19 protein-coding genes and 1 tRNA gene are annotated in these 17,303 nt (G+C 55.3%); 11 read left to right on the forward strand and 9 right to left on the reverse strand.

Annotated features, from left to right (window positions below):
• Window positions 1-96: 96 nt before the first annotated feature.
• The 3 genes from WBY09_RS01970 to WBY09_RS01980 all read right to left on the reverse strand — a co-directional run bounded on the left by WBY09_RS01970 (window position 97) and on the right by WBY09_RS01980 (window position 3,072).
• Window positions 97-936, reverse strand: a complete 840-nt coding sequence (locus WBY09_RS01970; protein ID WP_336231868.1) for a glycosyltransferase family 2 protein — start codon at window positions 934-936, stop codon at window positions 97-99.
• 141 nt (window positions 937-1,077) lie between these two features.
• Window positions 1,078-2,073 (reverse strand): UDP-glucose 4-epimerase GalE, encoded by a 996-nt coding sequence (galE, locus tag WBY09_RS01975; protein ID WP_336231869.1) that lies wholly within the window; start codon window positions 2,071-2,073, stop codon window positions 1,078-1,080.
• A 60-nt stretch (window positions 2,074-2,133) separates the two neighbouring features.
• Window positions 2,134-3,072, reverse strand: a complete 939-nt coding sequence (locus WBY09_RS01980) for a LysR family transcriptional regulator (protein WP_008888717.1) — start codon at window positions 3,070-3,072, stop codon at window positions 2,134-2,136.
• A 247-nt stretch (window positions 3,073-3,319) separates the two neighbouring features.
• Between WBY09_RS01980 and WBY09_RS01985 the strand changes: the two genes are divergently transcribed.
• On the forward strand, window positions 3,320-4,282 hold the full coding sequence (locus WBY09_RS01985) for a DMT family transporter (protein WP_336231870.1): 963 nt from the start codon (window positions 3,320-3,322) through the stop codon (window positions 4,280-4,282).
• A 23-nt stretch (window positions 4,283-4,305) separates the two neighbouring features.
• Here the strand turns inward: WBY09_RS01985 and WBY09_RS01990 are convergent, their stop codons facing one another.
• Both WBY09_RS01990 and WBY09_RS01995 read right to left on the reverse strand, forming a co-directional pair.
• Window positions 4,306-4,653, reverse strand: a complete 348-nt coding sequence (locus tag WBY09_RS01990) for an antibiotic biosynthesis monooxygenase family protein (RefSeq protein ID WP_336231871.1) — start codon at window positions 4,651-4,653, stop codon at window positions 4,306-4,308.
• Window positions 4,654-4,918: 265 nt separating this feature from the next.
• Window positions 4,919-5,245 (reverse strand): NIPSNAP family protein, encoded by a 327-nt coding sequence (locus WBY09_RS01995; protein WP_336231872.1) that lies wholly within the window; start codon window positions 5,243-5,245, stop codon window positions 4,919-4,921.
• Between the two features lie 90 nt (window positions 5,246-5,335).
• On the opposite strand from WBY09_RS01995, the gene WBY09_RS02000 reads away from it, so the two are divergent.
• Window positions 5,336-6,016 (forward strand): ArsR/SmtB family transcription factor, encoded by a 681-nt coding sequence (locus WBY09_RS02000; protein ID WP_336231873.1) that lies wholly within the window; start codon window positions 5,336-5,338, stop codon window positions 6,014-6,016.
• A gap of 9 nt (window positions 6,017-6,025) precedes the next feature.
• Here WBY09_RS02000 and WBY09_RS02005 read toward each other — a convergent pair whose 3' ends face one another.
• From WBY09_RS02005 to hrcA, 3 genes are all read right to left on the reverse strand, one after another.
• A complete protein-coding gene (locus tag WBY09_RS02005; RefSeq protein WP_336231874.1) occupies window positions 6,026-6,772 on the reverse strand; it encodes an NAD-dependent deacylase in 747 nt (248 codons plus the stop codon).
• A 128-nt stretch (window positions 6,773-6,900) separates the two neighbouring features.
• Window positions 6,901-7,542 (reverse strand): nucleotide exchange factor GrpE, encoded by a 642-nt coding sequence (gene grpE, locus WBY09_RS02010; protein WP_336231875.1) that lies wholly within the window; start codon window positions 7,540-7,542, stop codon window positions 6,901-6,903.
• A 51-nt stretch (window positions 7,543-7,593) separates the two neighbouring features.
• Window positions 7,594-8,652 carry a heat-inducible transcriptional repressor HrcA gene (gene hrcA, locus WBY09_RS02015; RefSeq protein ID WP_008888710.1) on the reverse strand — a complete coding sequence of 353 codons (1,059 nt, stop codon included), beginning with the start codon at window positions 8,650-8,652 and terminating at the stop codon, window positions 7,594-7,596.
• Between the two features lie 305 nt (window positions 8,653-8,957).
• On the opposite strand from hrcA, the gene rph reads away from it, so the two are divergent.
• The 4 genes from rph (at window position 8,958) to WBY09_RS02035 (ending at window position 11,912) form a co-directional block, all read left to right on the forward strand.
• Window positions 8,958-9,674 carry a ribonuclease PH gene (rph, locus tag WBY09_RS02020; RefSeq protein WP_286791126.1) on the forward strand — a complete coding sequence of 239 codons (717 nt, stop codon included), beginning with the start codon at window positions 8,958-8,960 and terminating at the stop codon, window positions 9,672-9,674.
• A 78-nt stretch (window positions 9,675-9,752) separates the two neighbouring features.
• Window positions 9,753-10,352, forward strand: a complete 600-nt coding sequence (rdgB, locus tag WBY09_RS02025) for an RdgB/HAM1 family non-canonical purine NTP pyrophosphatase (protein ID WP_063086365.1) — start codon at window positions 9,753-9,755, stop codon at window positions 10,350-10,352.
• A gap of 109 nt (window positions 10,353-10,461) precedes the next feature.
• Entirely contained in the window at window positions 10,462-11,655 is a 1,194-nt protein-coding gene (hemW, locus tag WBY09_RS02030) for a radical SAM family heme chaperone HemW (RefSeq protein WP_336231876.1), read from the forward strand.
• 170 nt (window positions 11,656-11,825) lie between these two features.
• A tRNA-Leu gene (locus WBY09_RS02035) sits at window positions 11,826-11,912 on the forward strand.
• Window positions 11,913-11,967: 55 nt separating this feature from the next.
• Here WBY09_RS02035 and WBY09_RS02040 read toward each other — a convergent pair.
• A complete protein-coding gene (locus WBY09_RS02040; RefSeq protein WP_083996980.1) occupies window positions 11,968-12,741 on the reverse strand; it encodes a class I SAM-dependent methyltransferase in 774 nt (257 codons plus the stop codon).
• 239 nt (window positions 12,742-12,980) lie between these two features.
• Here WBY09_RS02040 and WBY09_RS02045 point away from each other — a divergent pair, with 239 nt between their 5' ends.
• The 5 genes from WBY09_RS02045 to lptB all read left to right on the forward strand — a co-directional run bounded on the left by WBY09_RS02045 (window position 12,981) and on the right by lptB (window position 17,287).
• The gene (locus tag WBY09_RS02045) at window positions 12,981-13,595 is read left to right on the forward strand and encodes a ribonuclease D (RefSeq protein ID WP_008888701.1); all 615 of its coding nucleotides are present in this window, start codon (window positions 12,981-12,983) and stop codon (window positions 13,593-13,595) included.
• Window positions 13,596-13,756: 161 nt separating this feature from the next.
• Window positions 13,757-14,776 carry a KpsF/GutQ family sugar-phosphate isomerase gene (locus tag WBY09_RS02050; RefSeq protein ID WP_209272095.1) on the forward strand — a complete coding sequence of 340 codons (1,020 nt, stop codon included), beginning with the start codon at window positions 13,757-13,759 and terminating at the stop codon, window positions 14,774-14,776.
• A 3-nt stretch (window positions 14,777-14,779) separates the two neighbouring features.
• Complete coding sequence (gene lptC, locus WBY09_RS02055) at window positions 14,780-15,535, forward strand: LPS export ABC transporter periplasmic protein LptC (RefSeq protein ID WP_064780189.1); 756 nt, start codon at window positions 14,780-14,782, stop codon at window positions 15,533-15,535.
• 10 nt (window positions 15,536-15,545) lie between these two features.
• Window positions 15,546-16,439, forward strand: a complete 894-nt coding sequence (locus WBY09_RS02060) for an LptA/OstA family protein (protein ID WP_336231877.1) — start codon at window positions 15,546-15,548, stop codon at window positions 16,437-16,439.
• A 14-nt stretch (window positions 16,440-16,453) separates the two neighbouring features.
• A complete protein-coding gene (gene lptB, locus WBY09_RS02065; RefSeq protein ID WP_443082653.1) occupies window positions 16,454-17,287 on the forward strand; it encodes an LPS export ABC transporter ATP-binding protein in 834 nt (277 codons plus the stop codon).
• The last annotated feature ends 16 nt before the right edge of the window (window positions 17,288-17,303 follow it).

The following is a 17,303-nucleotide window of genomic DNA, read 5'->3' on the forward strand; positions in this document are numbered from 1 at the left end:
TGCAAAGACGCATCCGAAGGAAAATGATGCCGACCTTTTATCGCGAAACGCCGTCGCTTCCAAGGGGGCAGGAAATGATACTTTTGATCAGAAACGCTAGGCGGTTTCGGCAACCGGCAGCAAAGAACTTTTCACAGGCGTGAAGCGGTCTGTTTCTGCCTCAAGATTATTGAAATAACCCGGGTTCTTTGATGCGTTTGCATGACGGCTTGGCATCGAACGACCGTGGAAGAGGTGCAAGACAGGAGAGGTATATTCAACATTTTTGCGCCGGATACCTGCCCGGATCATGCGGAGTACGAAATCAGAGTCTTCCAATCCATGGCCTTCGTAGGCTTCGTCAAAGCCACCAATCTTTAAGATATCATCCTTGAAGGCCGCAATATTGCACCCCTGTGCTTTCTTCCAGCAATTGGCGTGCTCCCACAGGCTTTTCTGGCTTTGCGGGATCGGAATGAACTGAAATGGGCGATTGCAGTTGCCCGTCAGGCCCAGCATGAAGAGGATCGCACGTGGCCATTTGTGGAACCGGAGACGGTTCTTCATCGCAAGCTTGGTAAAGCGTTCCTTTAGGAAGACACGTTTGCCTGTGACAAAGCAGTTTGCTTCGGCCGCTTTGCGGTGGCTTGAAACAAAGTTCGACATCAGGCAGCAATCACCGTCGGTAAACACAATGATGTCACCCTCGGACATCGCGATGGCGCCGTTGCGCACGCGCGACAGCCGGTATCCCTGATCTTCCTGCCAGAAATGTTTGATCGGCACCGGGGATTTTTTTTGCATCTTGGCAATGGTCTGCGCGGTTTCCGGCCCTGAGCCATCATCGGCAACGATCACCTCGAAGTTATCGTCCTTCTGGTCGATCAGCGATTGCAAAACCATTTCCAGCGCCTCCGGCCAATTATAGGTCGAAACGATGACTGAGACCTTATGCACTAAAATACCCCTAAATGTTGCTTGTGGTGTCCGCTTCTGGAAGCACCAAGTCAGTGTGAGCAGACAGTATTTCCGACTGCTCTGACGATCAATACAGAATTGATACTGTCACGCGCCTGTAAAGATCACTGAGCGTCTGGCTTACCGGGTTTTCGTCATGTTTTTCTGATAATAGGCCCAGGCATGCGCGATGATCTGGCGTGGGGAAGGATAGTTTGCGCGCCATCCAAACATGTCTTGCGCCTTGGCCGGGTTTGCAACCAGTTTGGCGGGGTCTCCGGGGCGACGTGCATCTTCTATCACGCTGAAATCGCGACCGGTGATCTCTTTGCAAAGTTCGATGATCTCTTTGACGGAACAGCCTTCGCCTGTGCCGATATTGACGGCATCGAAAGCAGCATTCTCGGACGCGATGACATGCGAAAGCGCCTTGACGTGCGCGCTGGCAAGATCATCAACGTGAATATAGTCGCGAATGCAGGTTCCATCGGGCGTGTTATAGTTCGTGCCATAAATCTTGATATGGTCGCGTTGACCGGCAGCAGTTTGCAAAACCAGCGGGATAAGATGGGTTTCCGGATCATGCCTTTCGCCCATTCGACCTTCCGGGTCGGCGCCCGCAGCATTGAAGTAGCGAAGGGCAATGGCGTGAAAGCCGTATATGTCGGCGTAGTCCCTAAGCATGGTTTCGACCATGGCTTTTGAGCGACCATAGGGATTTTCCGCCCGGACCTCGAGCGTCTCGGACAGCAGCCCATCATCCCGATTGCCATAGACAGCAGCCGTTGACGAAAACACAATGTGGTTGCAGCCATTGCGCCGCATCGCTTCGAACAGGTTCAGCGCCCCGGCAGTGTTGACTTCATAAAACCTGGCCGGTTCGACCATCGAAGCGCCAGCTTCAATCAGAGCGGCCATGTGAATGACGGCAGCAGGCTTGAAATCGTCAAAGGCCTTATTCAAGGCAGCACAGTCGCGAATATCGGCGTGGATAAACGGAACATCTGGGGAAACAGCATCGCGGTGACCATTTGAAAGGTTATCAAACACAACCGGTTGGTAGCCACTTTCGCAAAGCTTGATGCAAATGTGCGATCCGATATATCCCGCACCGCCTGTTATCAAAATGTTTTGCATGAAATGGGATTACTACTTTGTTCCTGAGCCGGGTGAGAGAAACCGCAGCAAAAAATATGCTCACATCACCTTTTTGCGCGCAAGTGATGCGGTTTTCGGGTTGATGAGTTCGCGGATCCAGTTGGCGGCTTCGATCACGATCGGGTCTTTTTCGCGGGCCGGGCGGATCAGCAGGCGATACCACCAGTGCGAAATGAAATCCGGGAAATTAAGTGGCACCAGTTCACCGCGCTCAACGTAATTGCGCGCAACAACATCGGTGCTGGCAACGATGCCCTGACCGGCACGTGCGGCCTCAAGCGCCCAGATATGGTGGCTAAAGGTCCAGCAATCTGCCAGCGAGAAGCTGGCATCCTTGAACCATTGTTCGATCTGGGAGAACTGTTCGCTGTCACTGTCGATCAACAGGATATCGCGCGGCCCGAGTGTCGCGACGTCAACATTGCTGGCATCATAGCCGCGCTTGGCGAGCCATTCCGGGGCGGCAAAGGCGGTATAGACTTCAGGGGTCAGAAGCTCGGTAATCCAGTCTTCGGGACCGGGCAGGTCCTTTGGCGCGATCTGAAGGGCGAGATCAATTTCAAGCGGATCAAGACCGTCATCAAATTCGATCTTGCGAAATTGTACCGGAATATCGGCGGGCAGCCGGTCGCGCAGGTTATCAAGCTCATACAACAGCACGGTTAGGGCCGGGGTCGCCAGCGCCCCGATGCGGATCGCCTTGCCCTTGTCCGGGCCGACTTCACCAGTGATATCGGCAATGCCATCAAGCGCCTCGGTCAGGCGGGGCAAAAGGAGCTCGGCCGACTTGGTCAGGGTCAATCCACGGCCCTTGCGGGTAAAGAGTACCACTCCAAGGTTCTCTTCAAGCTGGCGGAGCTGATGACTGATCGCACTTTGCGTGACATGCAATTCTTCTGCGGCCCCCTTCACGCTTTGATGGCGTGCAGTGGCTTCAAAGGCGACAAGGGCGCGCAACGGTGGGAGCTTTCTGCGCATCGTGGGTTTCCATCCGGAGAGCATTACTGTCTTTTATTCTGTCTATCAGGCCTGATCGAAAAGTGGGCCAAAAAAATCTCAACAATGGCTGAAAAAGCTTCATTCGTATTTTTCCAAACAAGCAGGCAATATCATCGTCATACAGGGTTTCCGGCCGTAATGACTTATGCCTCCTTGCGCCACCACGTAAGCAGCCTCCCCCCAACTGCCGGAAACCCCAACACTCCTTTCGAAACCGGGATTGACCATGACCGCAACGCGACTGAGCGGAAATTTCCGCGGTGTCCTGTGGATGACGGCTGCCATGGCATCGGGCGTTTTTGTCGATGTTTGTGCCAAGCTCGTCTCGCATGATGTGCCAACCTCGCAGATCCTTGCGATGCGTGCCCTGACCACCGTTGCGGTGTTCCTGGTCATCATCATGTTTATCGGCACGCGCCAGATCCGTACGCGCCGCCCGGTGGCGCATATTGCGCGTGGTGTTTTGTGGTACGGGTCGCTGTTCTTTGTGTTCTTTGCGCTGCGCCAGATGAGCATCGCCGAGGTCAACGCCTATCTGTTTATCGAAGCCTTGCTGACCGTGATGTTGGCGGTGGTGATTTTGGGCGAGAAACTGACCCCGCGCAAAATCATCGCAACCCTTCTGGGCCTTGTTGGCGTGTGGGTGATGTGTTTCCCGCGGATGGATGGCTTTGGCGTGCCTCTGGGTGTGGCTGCGGCCCTTATCGGGGCGTTCTGTTTTTCGGCCCAGACTCTGTTTGCCAAGGTGCTGACCCGGACCGAAACCAATTTTTCCATGCTGTTCTGGCCTCAGATCATCGCGGTTGCGATCTGGGTGCCGATTGCGATGATTACCTGGTATCCGGCGTCATTGGCCGATTGGCTTTATTCATCAGGTGCCGGTTTCTTTGCCATGCTGACCAACTATATGGTGTTGCGCGCCGTGCGGGTTGCGGATGCCAGTGTGGTGTCGCCTGCGGCATACACCGCCCTGCCATTTTCGGTCGCGATGGACCTGATCTTTTTCGACATGCTGCCGGTGCCGGTGATTTTCATCGGGGCAGGCATTGTCGTGCTGGCCGTGATGCTGCTTGATTACAAGGGCGGTGCCAAAGCGGTCGAGGATGCCGTGGAAGAAGAATTTGCCGAATTTGCCGAGAGTAGCGAAATCGGGGATGAAGAAGCATCCCCGAAACCGGCAAAGGCCTGAGCCCCGATGACCGACGTTACAGATCAGCGATCATGTTGTGCGCGGGAGTCATCCGGCGCCTGATCGCGGTCATGAAGGCCGTAATCACGGATCACGCCAGCCACCCGTAAACGGTAATCCTCAAAAATCGTGTGCCGTCCCTTGATTTGGGCGGTGCGATGCTCGCCCAGATTGCGCCAGGCGACAATTGCGTCCTCATCGCGCCAGAAGGACAGCGATAGAACCTTGCCGGGATTTGTCAGGCTTTGAAACCGTTCGATTGAAATAAAGCCATCCATGGTTTCAAGCACGGGTTTGAGATCACCGGCAATCGCAAGGTAATCGTCATAGCGTCCATCGTGCGGTGTGACCTCGAAAATGACGGCAATCATGGTTTTATAAGCTCCTCAGGGTCAGGACCTATGAATTTGGTTCGAATGGCAGGGTTTATATTTGTGAAATCCAAGAAAAATCCCGCCGGGCGGGTTGGTATCCCGTGCAAGGGATTTGACGCGGGAGTTTGCAAATATAAACCCTGTCCGTCGGATCCCTCAGATATGCACGGACTACTTTGTCGCAAAACCTTGAAAGATGGATATCTTCCTGCGGTTTCGCTTCGCGTATCCGCACAGATCTGAGCGACCATTCTAACTAAATTCATAGGTCCTGACCCTTATGCGGGGTGGAGGCAATTTTCAGAAACTGGCGTTCTTCGCGCAGGATGAATTTCTCGCGCTGGGAAAATTCATAGTTCTCGCGGCCCAAGGGATCATCTTTCAGACGCGCGCGATAGGCTTCATATGATGCCAGATCGGGCAAATGATAGATACCATAGGCGGTCGAGACCGATCCTTCGTGCGGGACGAAATAACCGACAAGGTCAGCCCCGCAACGCGGAATGGCCTGCCCCCAGTTTCGGGCATATTCGATGAAGGCATCCTTTTTATAAGGATCGATTTCATAGCGAATGAAGCAGGTAATCATGACAGCGTCCTTTCAGGAGAAACATCTTGTTGGGTGACGCGGCCCATTATCCTGATTGCTGCGCATTAATGCTTCGATTAGCATCGAACTATGAAAGAAGGACCCGATATCGCCCGCGTGGCCGCATTGCTTGGCGATCCGGCGCGCGCAAATATGCTGACAGCACTTATGAGTGGCCGTGCGTTAACTGCGGCCGAATTGGCGCAAGAAGCCGGTGTGACGCCACAAACCGCAAGCTCGCATCTGGCAAAGCTTGAAGCCGGTCAGATTGTTGTGCCGCGCAAACAGGGGCGACATCGTTATTTCACGCTTTCGGGCCCCGATATTGTCGAGGCACTGGAAGTCCTGATGGGGATTGCCAATCGGGTCGGGCATAACCGCGTGCGCACCGGGCCCAAGGATCCGGAGCTGCGCAAGGCACGGGTTTGTTATGACCATCTGGCCGGGGATATGGGGGTTGCGCTGTTTGATGGCCTTGCCAAACGCAAGCTGATTGCAAGCGATGTGAATGGTGTTGCCCTGACACCGGCCGGGATCGATTTTGCCAACACGTTTGGCATTGATCTGGATGGATTGCGGGCCAAGCGCCGACCGCTGTGTCGGGAATGCCTTGATTGGAGTGCCCGACAGTCGCATCTGGCGGGCTCTTTCGGGGCGGCCTTGCTCGACCGGTTCTATGATTTGGGTTGGGCCCGACGGATGCCGGAGTCGCGCGTTGTACGGTTCAGCAATGCCGGCGAAAAATCATTCCGTGATTTGATCAATCCTTAAGGCCAGCTATCAATCACCGAGCAGGGCAGAAACAAAGGTCGGGACCAGTTCGGTGGCGGGGCCGTAGCAGCTGTGATCAAACAGTGTGGCACCCGAACTGGGTTCGAGATTGAGCTCAACCGTTTCAGCCCCGGCTTCTTCATGGGCGACCTGAACGAACCCGGCTGCCGGGTAGACATTGCCCGATGTCCCGATCGAGATGAAAAGCCCGCAATCGCCAAGGGCAGCGTAAATGCGTTCCATCTCAAGGGGCATTTCGCCAAACCACACCACATGCGGGCGCAATCCACCGGCCTTGCCGCAACTGGGGCACGGGGTTTCCTTGGCAAGGTCGCCCGGCCACTCGGTCAGCAGATCACAGTGATTGCAGCGGATTTTCAGAAGTTCACCATGCATGTGGATGAGGTTTTTGGACCCGGCCCGGCCATGCAGGTCATCAATGTTCTGGGTTACCAGCAACACATCACCGGGCCATTCGGCCTCTAGCCGTGCCAGGGCCAGATGGGCGGCATTGGGTTGAACATCCGGGTCATGCAAGCCAGCGCGGCGGTCATTATAAAAATGATGCACCAGATCGGGATTACTCACGAAGGCCCCGGGCGTTGCAACCTCGGAAATATCGTATCTCGCCCAGATGCCATCGGGATCGCGAAAGGTATGCAGGCCGCTTTCCTTGGAAATGCCAGCCCCGGTCAGAATGACAATCGTGGCTTTTTCATCGCGCAGGATTTCGATCAGGTCGGGGCGAAGCGGCATGGTGTGCGGTCCTGTGCTGGTGATCAGTACCGGTAGCCTAATGCAAATAAAACAGCCTCGCCAAGTATGTCTGGCGAGGCTGTTTTTAAACCCGATCCGCTAAAACCGGTTTATCTTCTTTGATGGCCTCAGGCAGAGGTATCAACGTTGCCGCCCGGGTTGTCGGTCTGGCTTGGTTTTTCACCGCCCGGATTTTTGGTCACACCGACCATGGCCGGGCGCAGCAAACGGCCCTTAAGCACGTAACCGGCCTGCATAACCTGTGCGACGTGGCCGTCCGGATATTCCGGATGCGGTAGTTCAAACACGGCCTGATGTTTGTTCGGGTCAAGCTTTTCACCAAGCGGTTCAAGCTTTTCGATGCCATTCTTTTCAAGCGCCTTTTGCAGGGCCTGTTCGGTCATTTCAACCCCGTCAAACAGGGTTTTCATCGCCGGATCGGCATTGGACGTATCGCCCGCAGCATCAAGCGCGCGGCGCAGGTTGTCGCTGACATCCAAAAGGTCGCGGGCGAATTTGGTGATGGCGTAGTTGCCGGCATCCTCGACGTCTTTTTTGGCGCGGCGGCGGGTGTTTTCCACCTCGGCGGCCTGGCGTAGCAGACGGTCTTTGAGCTCCGCGACTTCGGCTTCAAGTGCGGCGATCGGGTCTTGGGGTGCGGCGTCCTCAACAACTTCCTCAGTCGCCTCTGCTGCGACCTCTTCCGAAGCGGTTTCCTCTGCATTGACGTCCTGCAGATCTTCCGGAGTGTTCTTTGCGGTTTCCGACATGGCTAACCTTGCTACTTTCACGTTATGCGGCCTGACACGCAGCGCCGCGATTTATCCAATCAGTCGACCGACCAGCTTGGCGGTGTAATCGACCAGCGGAATGATCCGGGCATAATTGATCCGGGTCGGTCCGACAACCCCGATTGCACCCACAATGCTGCCTTCAGCATTCTGATAGGGCGAAATCACCATCGAAAGACCCGATCCGCCGAACAGTTTATTCTCCGACCCGATGAAAATCTGAACGCCTTGGGCATCCGTCGTCACATCGAGCAATTCAATCATCTGATCGCGGGCTTCCAGCACGTTAAACAGGCGGCGGACGGTCTCAAGCTGTTCAATCGTATCGATATTTTCCAACAGCTGGGATTGCCCCTTCACAATCAGGGACGATCCCTTGACCCCGCCGGCCCATGTTGCCAGGCCCGCATCAATCAGATTGGCGGAAAGTTCATCAAGCTCCTGCTTGAGACGATCACGCTCCTTCGTCATCAAAAGGCGCGCATCATCAAGCGTCTTTCCAGCCAACCGGGTATTTAGATAGTTTGCCGCTTCTGTCAATGCCGATGCGGGCAAATCAGGCGGAACATCAAGGATTCGGTTCTCAACACTGCCATTATGTGCCACCAGCACCGCCAGAACCTTGCCCGGCGACAGGGCAACGAATTCGATCTGTTTGAGGCGAATGCCATCTGTCTTGGGTGCAACCACAAGTCCGGCACAGCGCGACAGGCCAGATAACATCGTGGTTGCTTCGCCCAGCATCTGATCGAGTGAATAGCCCGCCTGTTCGCAGTTCTTGGTCAGTTGGTCGCGCTCGGCATTGGGAAGGTCACCGACTTCCATCAGGGCATTCACAAACAGGCGCAGGCCCTTTTCACTGGGCAGGCGCCCGGCCGAAATGTGCGGCGCGACCAGAAGACCCATTTCCTCAAGATCGGACATGACATTGCGAATGGTCGCAGCCGAAAGGTTTTCGGACATGCGACGCGCAATTGACCGCGAACCGATCGGTTCGCCGGTTTCGACATAGGCATCGACAATCTGGCGGAACACTTCACGTGACCGCGCATTCATGTCGCCCAGTAATGTATCGTCAAAATGCGCCATGTGTTGCGTGCCAATTGATCCAGATGGATGAAGCGTAAAACGTGAGGAGAATTTAGTCAGGCAAACGCATTGCGTCAATTGCACGGCCTATTGCTAAGCCAAGCTTGTAAATTTGGTCGAAGTTGTTGGTTTAACTGCTTTGCGCCAGGATTGCACCAGAACAGATAAAAACATCCGGGGAAACTGCTGGACGTTTGGTGGGTCACATCTTACTTTGGGCCAAATTTTTCAGGACAGTTTTGCTTCGTGCGCGGGCACTCAAGTCGCCAAGAATGCAAGCCCAGACAACCAAGAGGTTCCTTCTCATGCGCCCTTCCGGCCGTACCCCCGATCAGCTTCGCGATGTAACGATTGAAACCGGTGTTTCCAAATATGCCGAAGGTTCCTGCCTTATCAAATTCGGCGACACGCATGTGATCTGTACCGCCACGGTCGAAGACAAGGTACCGGGCTGGATGCGCAATTCCGGCAAGGGCTGGATCACTGCCGAATACGGCATGCTGCCGCGCGCAACCGATAGCCGCATGCAGCGCGAAGCCGCGCGCGGTGGTCAGTCTGGCCGTACCCAGGAAATTCAGCGTCTGATCGGGCGTTCGATCCGTGCGGTTGCCGATATGAAGGCCATGGGCGAAATGCAGATGCGCCTTGATTGCGATGTCATTCAGGCCGATGGCGGTACGCGCACCGCATCAATCACCGGTGCCTATGTTGCGGCCCATCTGGCGTTTCAGGGCGTGCGTCGCCTTGGCCTGATCAAGGAAATCCCGCTGACCCAGCCGGTTGCTGCCATTTCATGCGGCATCTATGAAGGTGAAGCGGTGCTTGATCTTGATTATGCCGAAGACAGCAATGCCGGGGCTGACGCCAACTTCGTGCTGGCGGGTAATGGCGGCATCGTCGAAGTCCAGGCAACCGCCGAAGACGTGCCGTTTGATCGCGCATCCTATGATCAGATGTTCGCGTTGGCGGAAAAAGGCTGCAAGGAATTGTTCGCCAAGCAGCGTGAGGCGCTTGGGCTCTAAGGTACCGTAATATTAACGGCGGGCATCGGGCCTGCCGTTTTTTCGCATCAGTTGGATATCGCAGTTTCAGGCAAGACCATGGCCCGTCGTTTCACGGAAAAAAAACTCGTCATCGCCAGCCACAACAAAGGCAAGATCAAGGAAATCGCCGAACTTCTTGAACCGTTTGGCATCGAGGTCTTCTCGGCCGGTGAGCTTGACCTGCCCGAACCCGAAGAAACCGAAAAAACCTTCATTGGCAATGCGCAGCTGAAATCAACGGCGGCGGCCAATGGAGCCAATCTTCCGGCCCTTGCCGATGACAGCGGTTTGGCGGTTTCGGCCCTTGATGGGGCGCCGGGGATTTATTCCGCGCGCTGGGCCGGGCCGGACAAGGATTTCGACATGGCGATGGAAAAGGTCAAGAACGGTATTGGTGATCATCCGGATCGCCGGGCATCGTTCATCTGTGCCCTGTCGCTCGCTTGGCCGGACGGACATGTTGAGAATTTCGAAGGCCGGGTTGAAGGCGAGATCGTCTGGCCCAAACGTGGCCCGCACGGCTTTGGCTATGACCCGATTTTCCAGCCCAAGGGTTACGGGGAAACCTTTGGCGAAATGGACCCGGCGAAAAAGCATGAAATGAGCCACCGCGCCGATGCCTTCCGCCAGTTGGTCAAGGCCTGCTTCGAAGACTGATTTCAGGTTTAACCACCTGCATTGAACTTATGCACGCATCGCGGATGTCATCATCGGCGGTGCGTGTTAGTTTATCGGCCAACATTCCCGCGTTTGAAAAGAGTCCCGCGTGTCCGCAGCCTCAAGTGAAACCGTGCCGTTTGGCATTTATATCCACTGGCCGTTCTGCCTGTCGAAATGCCCGTATTGCGATTTCAACAGCCATGTGGCGAACAGTGTTGATCATGTGCGCTGGCGCAAGGCGCTCCGGGCGGAGCTTGCACACGGTGCGGCCCGTCATCCGGGACGGACAGTGGGATCGGTGTTTTTTGGCGGCGGCACGCCATCCTTGATGGACCCGGAAACCGCCGGGGCCTTGATCGAGGACATCAAATCCTTCTGGCCGGTAACGGATGATCTGGAAATCACGCTCGAAGCCAATCCGGGCACAGTCGAGATTGACCGTTTTTCGGCCTTTGCCGCCAACGGGATCAACCGGGTTTCGATCGGCATTCAGGCGCTCAATGACCGCGACCTGAAATTCCTTGGTCGCCTGCACAGTGCCGAGGAAGCGATGCGGGCCTTGGATGTGGCGACATCGGTGTTTGATCGTTTTTCCTTTGATCTGATCTACGCCCGGCCCGATCATGATCCCAAGGCCTGGCGCGCGGAACTGCGCGAAGGGCTTGGCATCGCCAATGGGCATATCTCGCTTTATCAGCTGACCATCGAGCCGGGTACACAGTTCTATACCCTGCATCAGCGCGGCGATCTTGTGGTGCCGGACGAAGACCTTGCGACCGAACTTTACGAGATCACCCAGGAAGAAACCGAACGTGCGGGCTATCGCTGCTATGAGGTGTCCAACCATGCCAAACCGGGGCAGGAGAGCCGCCATAACCTCGTTTACTGGCGCTATGGCGATTATCTTGGTATCGGACCGGGCGCGCATGGCCGCGAGGCGGTGGTTGATGCCGATGGCAACACGACACCGATGGCAGTACGCCGTCACCGTGCGCCTGATATCTGGCTGGACCGGGTGGAAAAGCATGGCCATGGCACGCAGGAAGAAACCGCGCTCGAGGCCGATGAACGTCTGCTTGAAATGGTGATGATGGGCCTTCGGCTCAATGAAACCATCCCGACGGAACGCTTTAACCGCATTATCGGCAAGGGACCGCGTGATGTTCTGGCACTTGATCGTCTCGAAACCCTGATCGAGTCCGGTGATCTGATCTGTGATTCTTCGGGGCTGCGCGCCACCGATCAGGGCAGAAACCGTTTGAACGGAGTTCTCGCCTATTTGTTCGACCACGCGGTGTAAGCCCGAAACCGGCAAAACGCCGACAAAAACCGGGCGATTGGCGCGTACCCGCAACCGGACGCAGGAAGTTTCACCAAACCATCAAAAAGTTGGTTGACACTTAAGCCTGACCGCGTATATTCCGCCCCGTTCCGGCGGACGCCGCCCGAACAAATACCACAAGCCCCTATGCCCAGGTGGCGGAATTGGTAGACGCGCTGGCTTCAGGTGCCAGTGGCCATTAGGCCGTGGAAGTTCGAGTCTTCTCCTGGGCACCATACCCCAGCACATTTTTGATGTGCTGGGGTATTGTCGTTTTGGGCTAAAAAATATTCAGGACTTGATCCCAATGAACGTAACGCGTTGGGACATCGTTTTGCTGGCTTCAAGGCTTGCCGCGATGTTTGGTGCAAGTGAGTCGAACTGTTCAAAAACGAGGTCAAACCCGATTTTGTGAATCAGTTCCAGCAAGTATTCGCGACGTACCCAGAACGATTTGTTGTTTTCCCAAGACGCCCAGCGCAATTGCTCAAGTTGCTCTGCGCTGGTTTGTGGTGAGAACTCACCGTACCAGCGACCCGGCAGGCCCTCGTTCGTGGTGTTTTCGGATAGTGGGAATTCTCGTTTGCCGTCTTCTGCCAGTGAAACATGGGTTTGCAAGATTAGAAGCTTGCGGGTCTGTTTTGCCAGTTTTTCCAGAAATGCTCTTGGTTGGTCGAGGTGATAAAGAAGGCCACAACAAAAGCTGATATCAAACTCACCATACTTTTCGATATTGAGAACCGTATCTTTTGCAAACCGCAAATTGGGAAGATCTGTGTGCTCCCTGACATACTCACAGCATGCAAAGTTTGTTTCACGAACTTCAATGCCGAGGCTATCCATTCCCATGCGGGCAAATTCCGCCGTGTAACCACCTTCAAGACAGCCAAGATCTACGACGCTGACGCCTTTTTTGCTTCCGGGGAAAACAGTATCGATAAGTTTCCCGGTGCTAACGAACCAAGGGAACTGATCGACTGTATTGGACTCGTCCGGTTTTGTTTCCTGTCCGTTATCAAGACGAACATTGTGGGCCGTGAAGACCGGCATTTCCGAAATTGACATCGCGGTACCTTCATTTTTGCGCAGGATTGCAGTCTATTTTTGAGACAATAGATGTTAAAAGTTAAATTAAGTTTTTACCTTGTAGTTGTGAGATCGCGCTTTTAACCGGTGGGCACTCAAAAATGAGTCTGCTGCTTGCGTTTAGGGAAAAATTTGAGAGTAAATCCTTCGACTTTTGCGGTGCGATGCGCGGTTTGCTGTGTTAAGAACAGGCAAATTTTGACATTTGGAGAACCGCGATGACCAATTTCCTCCATCTCGGAGATCTGCCGGGTGACCTTGATCTTGGAAAGGTCGTAGCCATTGACAGTGAGACCATGGGCCTTAACCCGCACCGCGACCGTTTGTGTGTCGTGCAGCTTTCAAGCGGGGATGGCAATGCCCATCTGGTCAAGTTTGATGGGGAAGATTACAGCGCGCCGAACCTGAAAAAGCTTCTGGCTGATCCGTCTGTGTTGAAGTTGTTTCATTTCGGGCGTTTTGACATCGCAGTAATGGACAAATATCTCGGCGTGCGTTGCGCGCCGGTCTATTGCACCAAGATTGCCTCCAAATTGGTGCGCACCTATACCGACCGTCATGGTCTGAAGGATGTGCTGCGCGAGACCGTCGGGGTCGAGATTTCCAAGCAGCAGCAGAGCTCCGACTGGGGTGCGGCTGAGCTTTCCAAGGAACAGATCGATTACGCGGCCTCGGACGTTTTGTATCTGCACAAGGCCAAGGAAGAGCTGGATCGTCGTCTGGCGCGCGAAGGGCGCACCGAGATCGCGCAGGCCTGTTTTGACTTCCTGCCGACCCGAGCGACGCTTGATCTGGCGGGCTGGGAAGAAACCGATATTTTTGCCCATTCATAAGTTCGGCATAGGGTCGGTTAACCATCTGTGAAGATTGGCGGTGTATGGGGGATGCAATAGAATTGACCCCCACGCCAACCGGGTTCATAGTTTTGGCCCAATGATCTTGCAAGATGGGTCAAATAGCCTACCTCCGGGCGGGAAACGCTAACAAGAAACAGATGACAGTGACCCCAGTCTCAAAAGACATCTCAAACGAGTCCCCCAAAGTGCCAGCACCGGCGAGTGACGCCGATCTTGCCATCGCGCGCCGTGTTCTTGATATCGAGGCCAATGCGCTGCGCGAGCTTGCAGACTCGCTTAATGGTGAGTTCTGCAACGTTATCAACCTGATCGAGGGCCTGAAAGGCCGTCTGGTTGTCACCGGCATGGGCAAAAGCGGCCATATTGCCAAGAAAATTGCCGCGACCTTTGCCTCGACCGGTACCCCGTCCTTTTTCGTGCATCCGGCCGAGGCCAGCCACGGTGATCTGGGCATGATTGGCAAGGATGATGCGGTTCTGGCCCTGTCCAATTCGGGCGAAACCCCGGAACTGTCCGATATCATTGCCTTTACCCGGCGCTTTAACGTGCCGTTGATTGGCATGACCCGCAAACCGGAAAGCTCGCTTGCCAAGCAGTCCGATTGCCCGCTGGTCCTGCCGGCAAGCCCGGAAGCCTGCCCGAACAAGCAGGCACCGACGACATCAACCACCGCCATGCTGGCCCTTGCCGATGCGCTGGCGGTGACATTGATGGAGCGGCGCGGCTTTTCATCCGAAGATTTCCGCACGTTCCACCCCGGTGGCAAGCTGGGTCAGCGGTTGCTGCATGTCCATGATGTGATGCACGGGGTTGATACCCTGCCGCTGATTTCGCCCGATGCCCTGATGGCCGAGGCGCTTGTAACCATGACCAGCCATTCGTTTGGTTGTGTCGGTGTGGTTGATGATGCCGGTGTTCTGGCCGGGATCGTGACCGATGGCGACTTGCGTCGTCACATGGCCGATAATCTGGTGGCGATGAAGGTGGGTGATGTCATGACCACTGGGCCGAAAGTGACCAGTGCTGATGCCCTGGCGGTTGAGGCACTAGCCATCATGAATGATCGTTCGATTACATCCCTGTTTGTCTTGGATGACGGTGGTGTGCCGGTGGGCCTTGTTCATATCCATGATCTGTTGCGCGTTGGGGTGGCATAACGCATGAGCATAGAGGGCACGCCACAGTTCGAAGACCGCGAAAAAAGCCAGAAGGCAGCAGCGCATGACGAACGTCAGGCGCGCCAAGAGCGTGGCTTTTCGCGTGATCGCATGCCCTCGGCCCGGCGCAATGTGCGGATCAATCCGTTCCGGCGTGTCATCGTCAATATGCTGAAATTCGTGCTGCCGCTGATCGCAATGACGATCATGGCGCTGGTGGTTTTGTGGCCGCAGATCGAACAGGTTCAGGATAGTGGTTTTCGGCTTGGCTTTTCGACCTCGCCCGAGGATCTGATGGAAAATGTTGCGATGAGCAATCCGCGCTTCTTTGGCGTGGATGGCAATCGCCAGCCCTTCACGGTGACCGCCAGCGAAGCGGTGGAAACTGACGCAACCGAAACACGGCCCGATCATGTCTATCTGTCCGGTCCGCAGGCCGACATCACGCTGAATGACGGATCGTGGATTGCGATGACCGCCAACGAAGGCTTCTATACCGAAACCGACGGGATGCTTGATCTGGTGGGTACGGTCAATATGTACCACGACAACGGTTTTGAAATTCACACCGAGGAAGCTGAAATCGCCATGAATTCCGGCAGTGCCAGCGGTGATGTGCCGGTTGACGGGCAGGGGCCGTTTGGCACCATTGCATCGGATTCCGGGTTTGAGCTTGAAGACAAGGGGGCGGTGATCCGCTTTTTGGGGAAATCCCGGCTGGTGGTTTTCGACAGTGCATTGAATTCGACGGAGCAATGAGAGGGAAGTCATGATTGCGATGCCGCATCTCGCCCGCAAGACTGGAACGCTGCTGACACCCCTTTTGCTGGGGGGCCTTATGCTGGGTGCGGCCGCGCTTGGCCTGTCGGCCATGGCAAAGGATGCTGCGGCCAATCCGTTGGGTTTGGCCCAGAACGGCAGTGGCGGACTTGAAGTCGAGTCTGATAACGGCATCGAATGGCGCCGCAATGAACAGATCCTGATTGCCCGTGGCAATGCGGTGGCCAAACGGGGTTCCTCGCGCGTCGATGCCGACGAGTTGCAGGCGCTCTATCGTGATCGCGACGGCAATAGCGAGATTTACCGCATCATTGCGGTTGGCAATGTCAAATTGTCGTCCGATACCGATGTCGCGGTCGGTGATCGAGCGGTCTATGACATTGACGAGGCCGTGGTTGTTCTGACCGGTGATAACCTTAAATACAGCACGCCCAATGAAACCCTGACCGCGCGCGACAGCCTTGAATATTGGGAGACGGAGCGTGTCGCGGTTGCACGCGGTGATGCGGTTGCGGTGTCCGAAGATCGCACGCTGCGCGGTGATGTTTTGACCGCGCGCTTTGAGGCCGGTTCGGATGGCGCAAATGAATTGCGCCGCATTGACGGGCAGGGCAATGTGAATATTCGCACAGCAACAGAGTTTGTTGTCGGCGATCAGGGTGTTTATGATGCGAAAACAGGTATCGCCACCCTTATCGGATCGGTTAAGATCACCCGCGGGGAGAACCAGTTGAACGGGGATCGTGCCGTGGTCGATCTGAATACCGGGATCAGTCGTCTGACGGCTGACGGTAATGGCGATGGCAAAACCCGCGTTCGGGGCCTTCTGGTTCCGCAAAAAGACGAAAACAACAGCCCGGCCGATGCCGGGACCGGTAACTGAGAAAGGTCGGTCATTTGTTCTGGTCGCGCAAAAGCGTAAAATCCGACAAGGCAAAGGCGACAGCTGTATCTGGCAGCGCACAGCCAACTGACGGCGGGGCAAGCGGCCCGCGCCTGATCACCACCAACAAGGGTCTTGTGGCGCATAATCTGGGCAAAAGCTTTAAAAAGCGCCCGGTGCTGAAAGATGTCTCGGTTTCGGTGCAGCGCGGCGAGGCGGTTGGCCTTCTGGGTCCGAACGGGGCCGGCAAGACCACCAGTTTTTATATCATTACCGGCCTGATTGCCGCAGATCGTGGCACGATTTCTCTTGATGGGCGCGATATCACCATGATGCCGATGTATCAGCGTGCGCGCATGGGAATCGGCTATTTGCCGCAGGAAGCCTCGATCTTCCGGGGGATGACGGTTGAACAGAACATCATGGCCGTGCTTGAAGTGGTCGAGGATGATCGCATCAAGCGCGAACAGTCGCTTGAAGACCTTCTGGCAGAGTTTGCCATCGAACATTTGCGCCGCACACCGGCCCTGGCCCTTTCGGGCGGGGAACGCAGGCGTTGCGAGATCGCGCGTGCCTTGGCAGCCCATCCGAACTTTGTTCTGCTTGATGAACCACTTGCCGGGATTGACCCGATTGCAGTGGGGGATATTCGCGATCTTGTACGTCATCTGAAAGATCGTGGCATTGGGGTCTTGATTACTGACCACAATGTGCGCGAGACTCTAGACATTATCGACCGGGCATATATCTTGCATGATGGTCGGGTTCTGATGGAAGGTGGTCCTGAGGAAATCGTCAGAAACGACGATGTACGAAGGGTTTATCTGGGCGATCGTTTCAGCCTTTGATAACACCCACCAGACC

The organism is Thalassospira sp. CH_XMU1458 (assembly GCF_037027205.1).
GTDB classification, from domain to species: Bacteria; Pseudomonadota; Alphaproteobacteria; order Rhodospirillales; family Thalassospiraceae; genus Thalassospira; species Thalassospira tepidiphila.

What these genes read in the sequence shown, in the direction of transcription:
- galE (WP_336231869.1), bottom strand. Translation starts at nt 2,073, where the DNA reads ATGCAAAACATTTTGATAACAGGCGGTGCGGGATATATCGGATCGCAC.
- WBY09_RS01980 (WP_008888717.1), bottom strand. Translation starts at nt 3,072, where the DNA reads ATGCGCAGAAAGCTCCCACCGTTGCGCGCCCTTGTCGCCTTTGAAGCC.
- WBY09_RS01985 (WP_336231870.1), top strand. Translation starts at nt 3,320, where the DNA reads ATGACCGCAACGCGACTGAGCGGAAATTTCCGCGGTGTCCTGTGGATG.
- WBY09_RS01990 (WP_336231871.1), bottom strand. Translation starts at nt 4,653, where the DNA reads ATGATTGCCGTCATTTTCGAGGTCACACCGCACGATGGACGCTATGAC.
- WBY09_RS01995 (WP_336231872.1), bottom strand. Translation starts at nt 5,245, where the DNA reads ATGATTACCTGCTTCATTCGCTATGAAATCGATCCTTATAAAAAGGAT.
- WBY09_RS02000 (WP_336231873.1), top strand. Translation starts at nt 5,336, where the DNA reads ATGAAAGAAGGACCCGATATCGCCCGCGTGGCCGCATTGCTTGGCGAT.
- WBY09_RS02005 (WP_336231874.1), bottom strand. Translation starts at nt 6,772, where the DNA reads ATGCCGCTTCGCCCCGACCTGATCGAAATCCTGCGCGATGAAAAAGCC.
- grpE (WP_336231875.1), bottom strand. Translation starts at nt 7,542, where the DNA reads ATGTCGGAAACCGCAAAGAACACTCCGGAAGATCTGCAGGACGTCAAT.
- hrcA (WP_008888710.1), bottom strand. Translation starts at nt 8,652, where the DNA reads ATGGCGCATTTTGACGATACATTACTGGGCGACATGAATGCGCGGTCA.
- rph (WP_286791126.1), top strand. Translation starts at nt 8,958, where the DNA reads ATGCGCCCTTCCGGCCGTACCCCCGATCAGCTTCGCGATGTAACGATT.
- rdgB (WP_063086365.1), top strand. Translation starts at nt 9,753, where the DNA reads ATGGCCCGTCGTTTCACGGAAAAAAAACTCGTCATCGCCAGCCACAAC.
- WBY09_RS02040 (WP_083996980.1), bottom strand. Translation starts at nt 12,741, where the DNA reads ATGTCAATTTCGGAAATGCCGGTCTTCACGGCCCACAATGTTCGTCTT.
- WBY09_RS02045 (WP_008888701.1), top strand. Translation starts at nt 12,981, where the DNA reads ATGACCAATTTCCTCCATCTCGGAGATCTGCCGGGTGACCTTGATCTT.
- WBY09_RS02050 (WP_209272095.1), top strand. Translation starts at nt 13,757, where the DNA reads ATGACAGTGACCCCAGTCTCAAAAGACATCTCAAACGAGTCCCCCAAA.
- lptC (WP_064780189.1), top strand. Translation starts at nt 14,780, where the DNA reads ATGAGCATAGAGGGCACGCCACAGTTCGAAGACCGCGAAAAAAGCCAG.
- WBY09_RS02060 (WP_336231877.1), top strand. Translation starts at nt 15,546, where the DNA reads ATGATTGCGATGCCGCATCTCGCCCGCAAGACTGGAACGCTGCTGACA.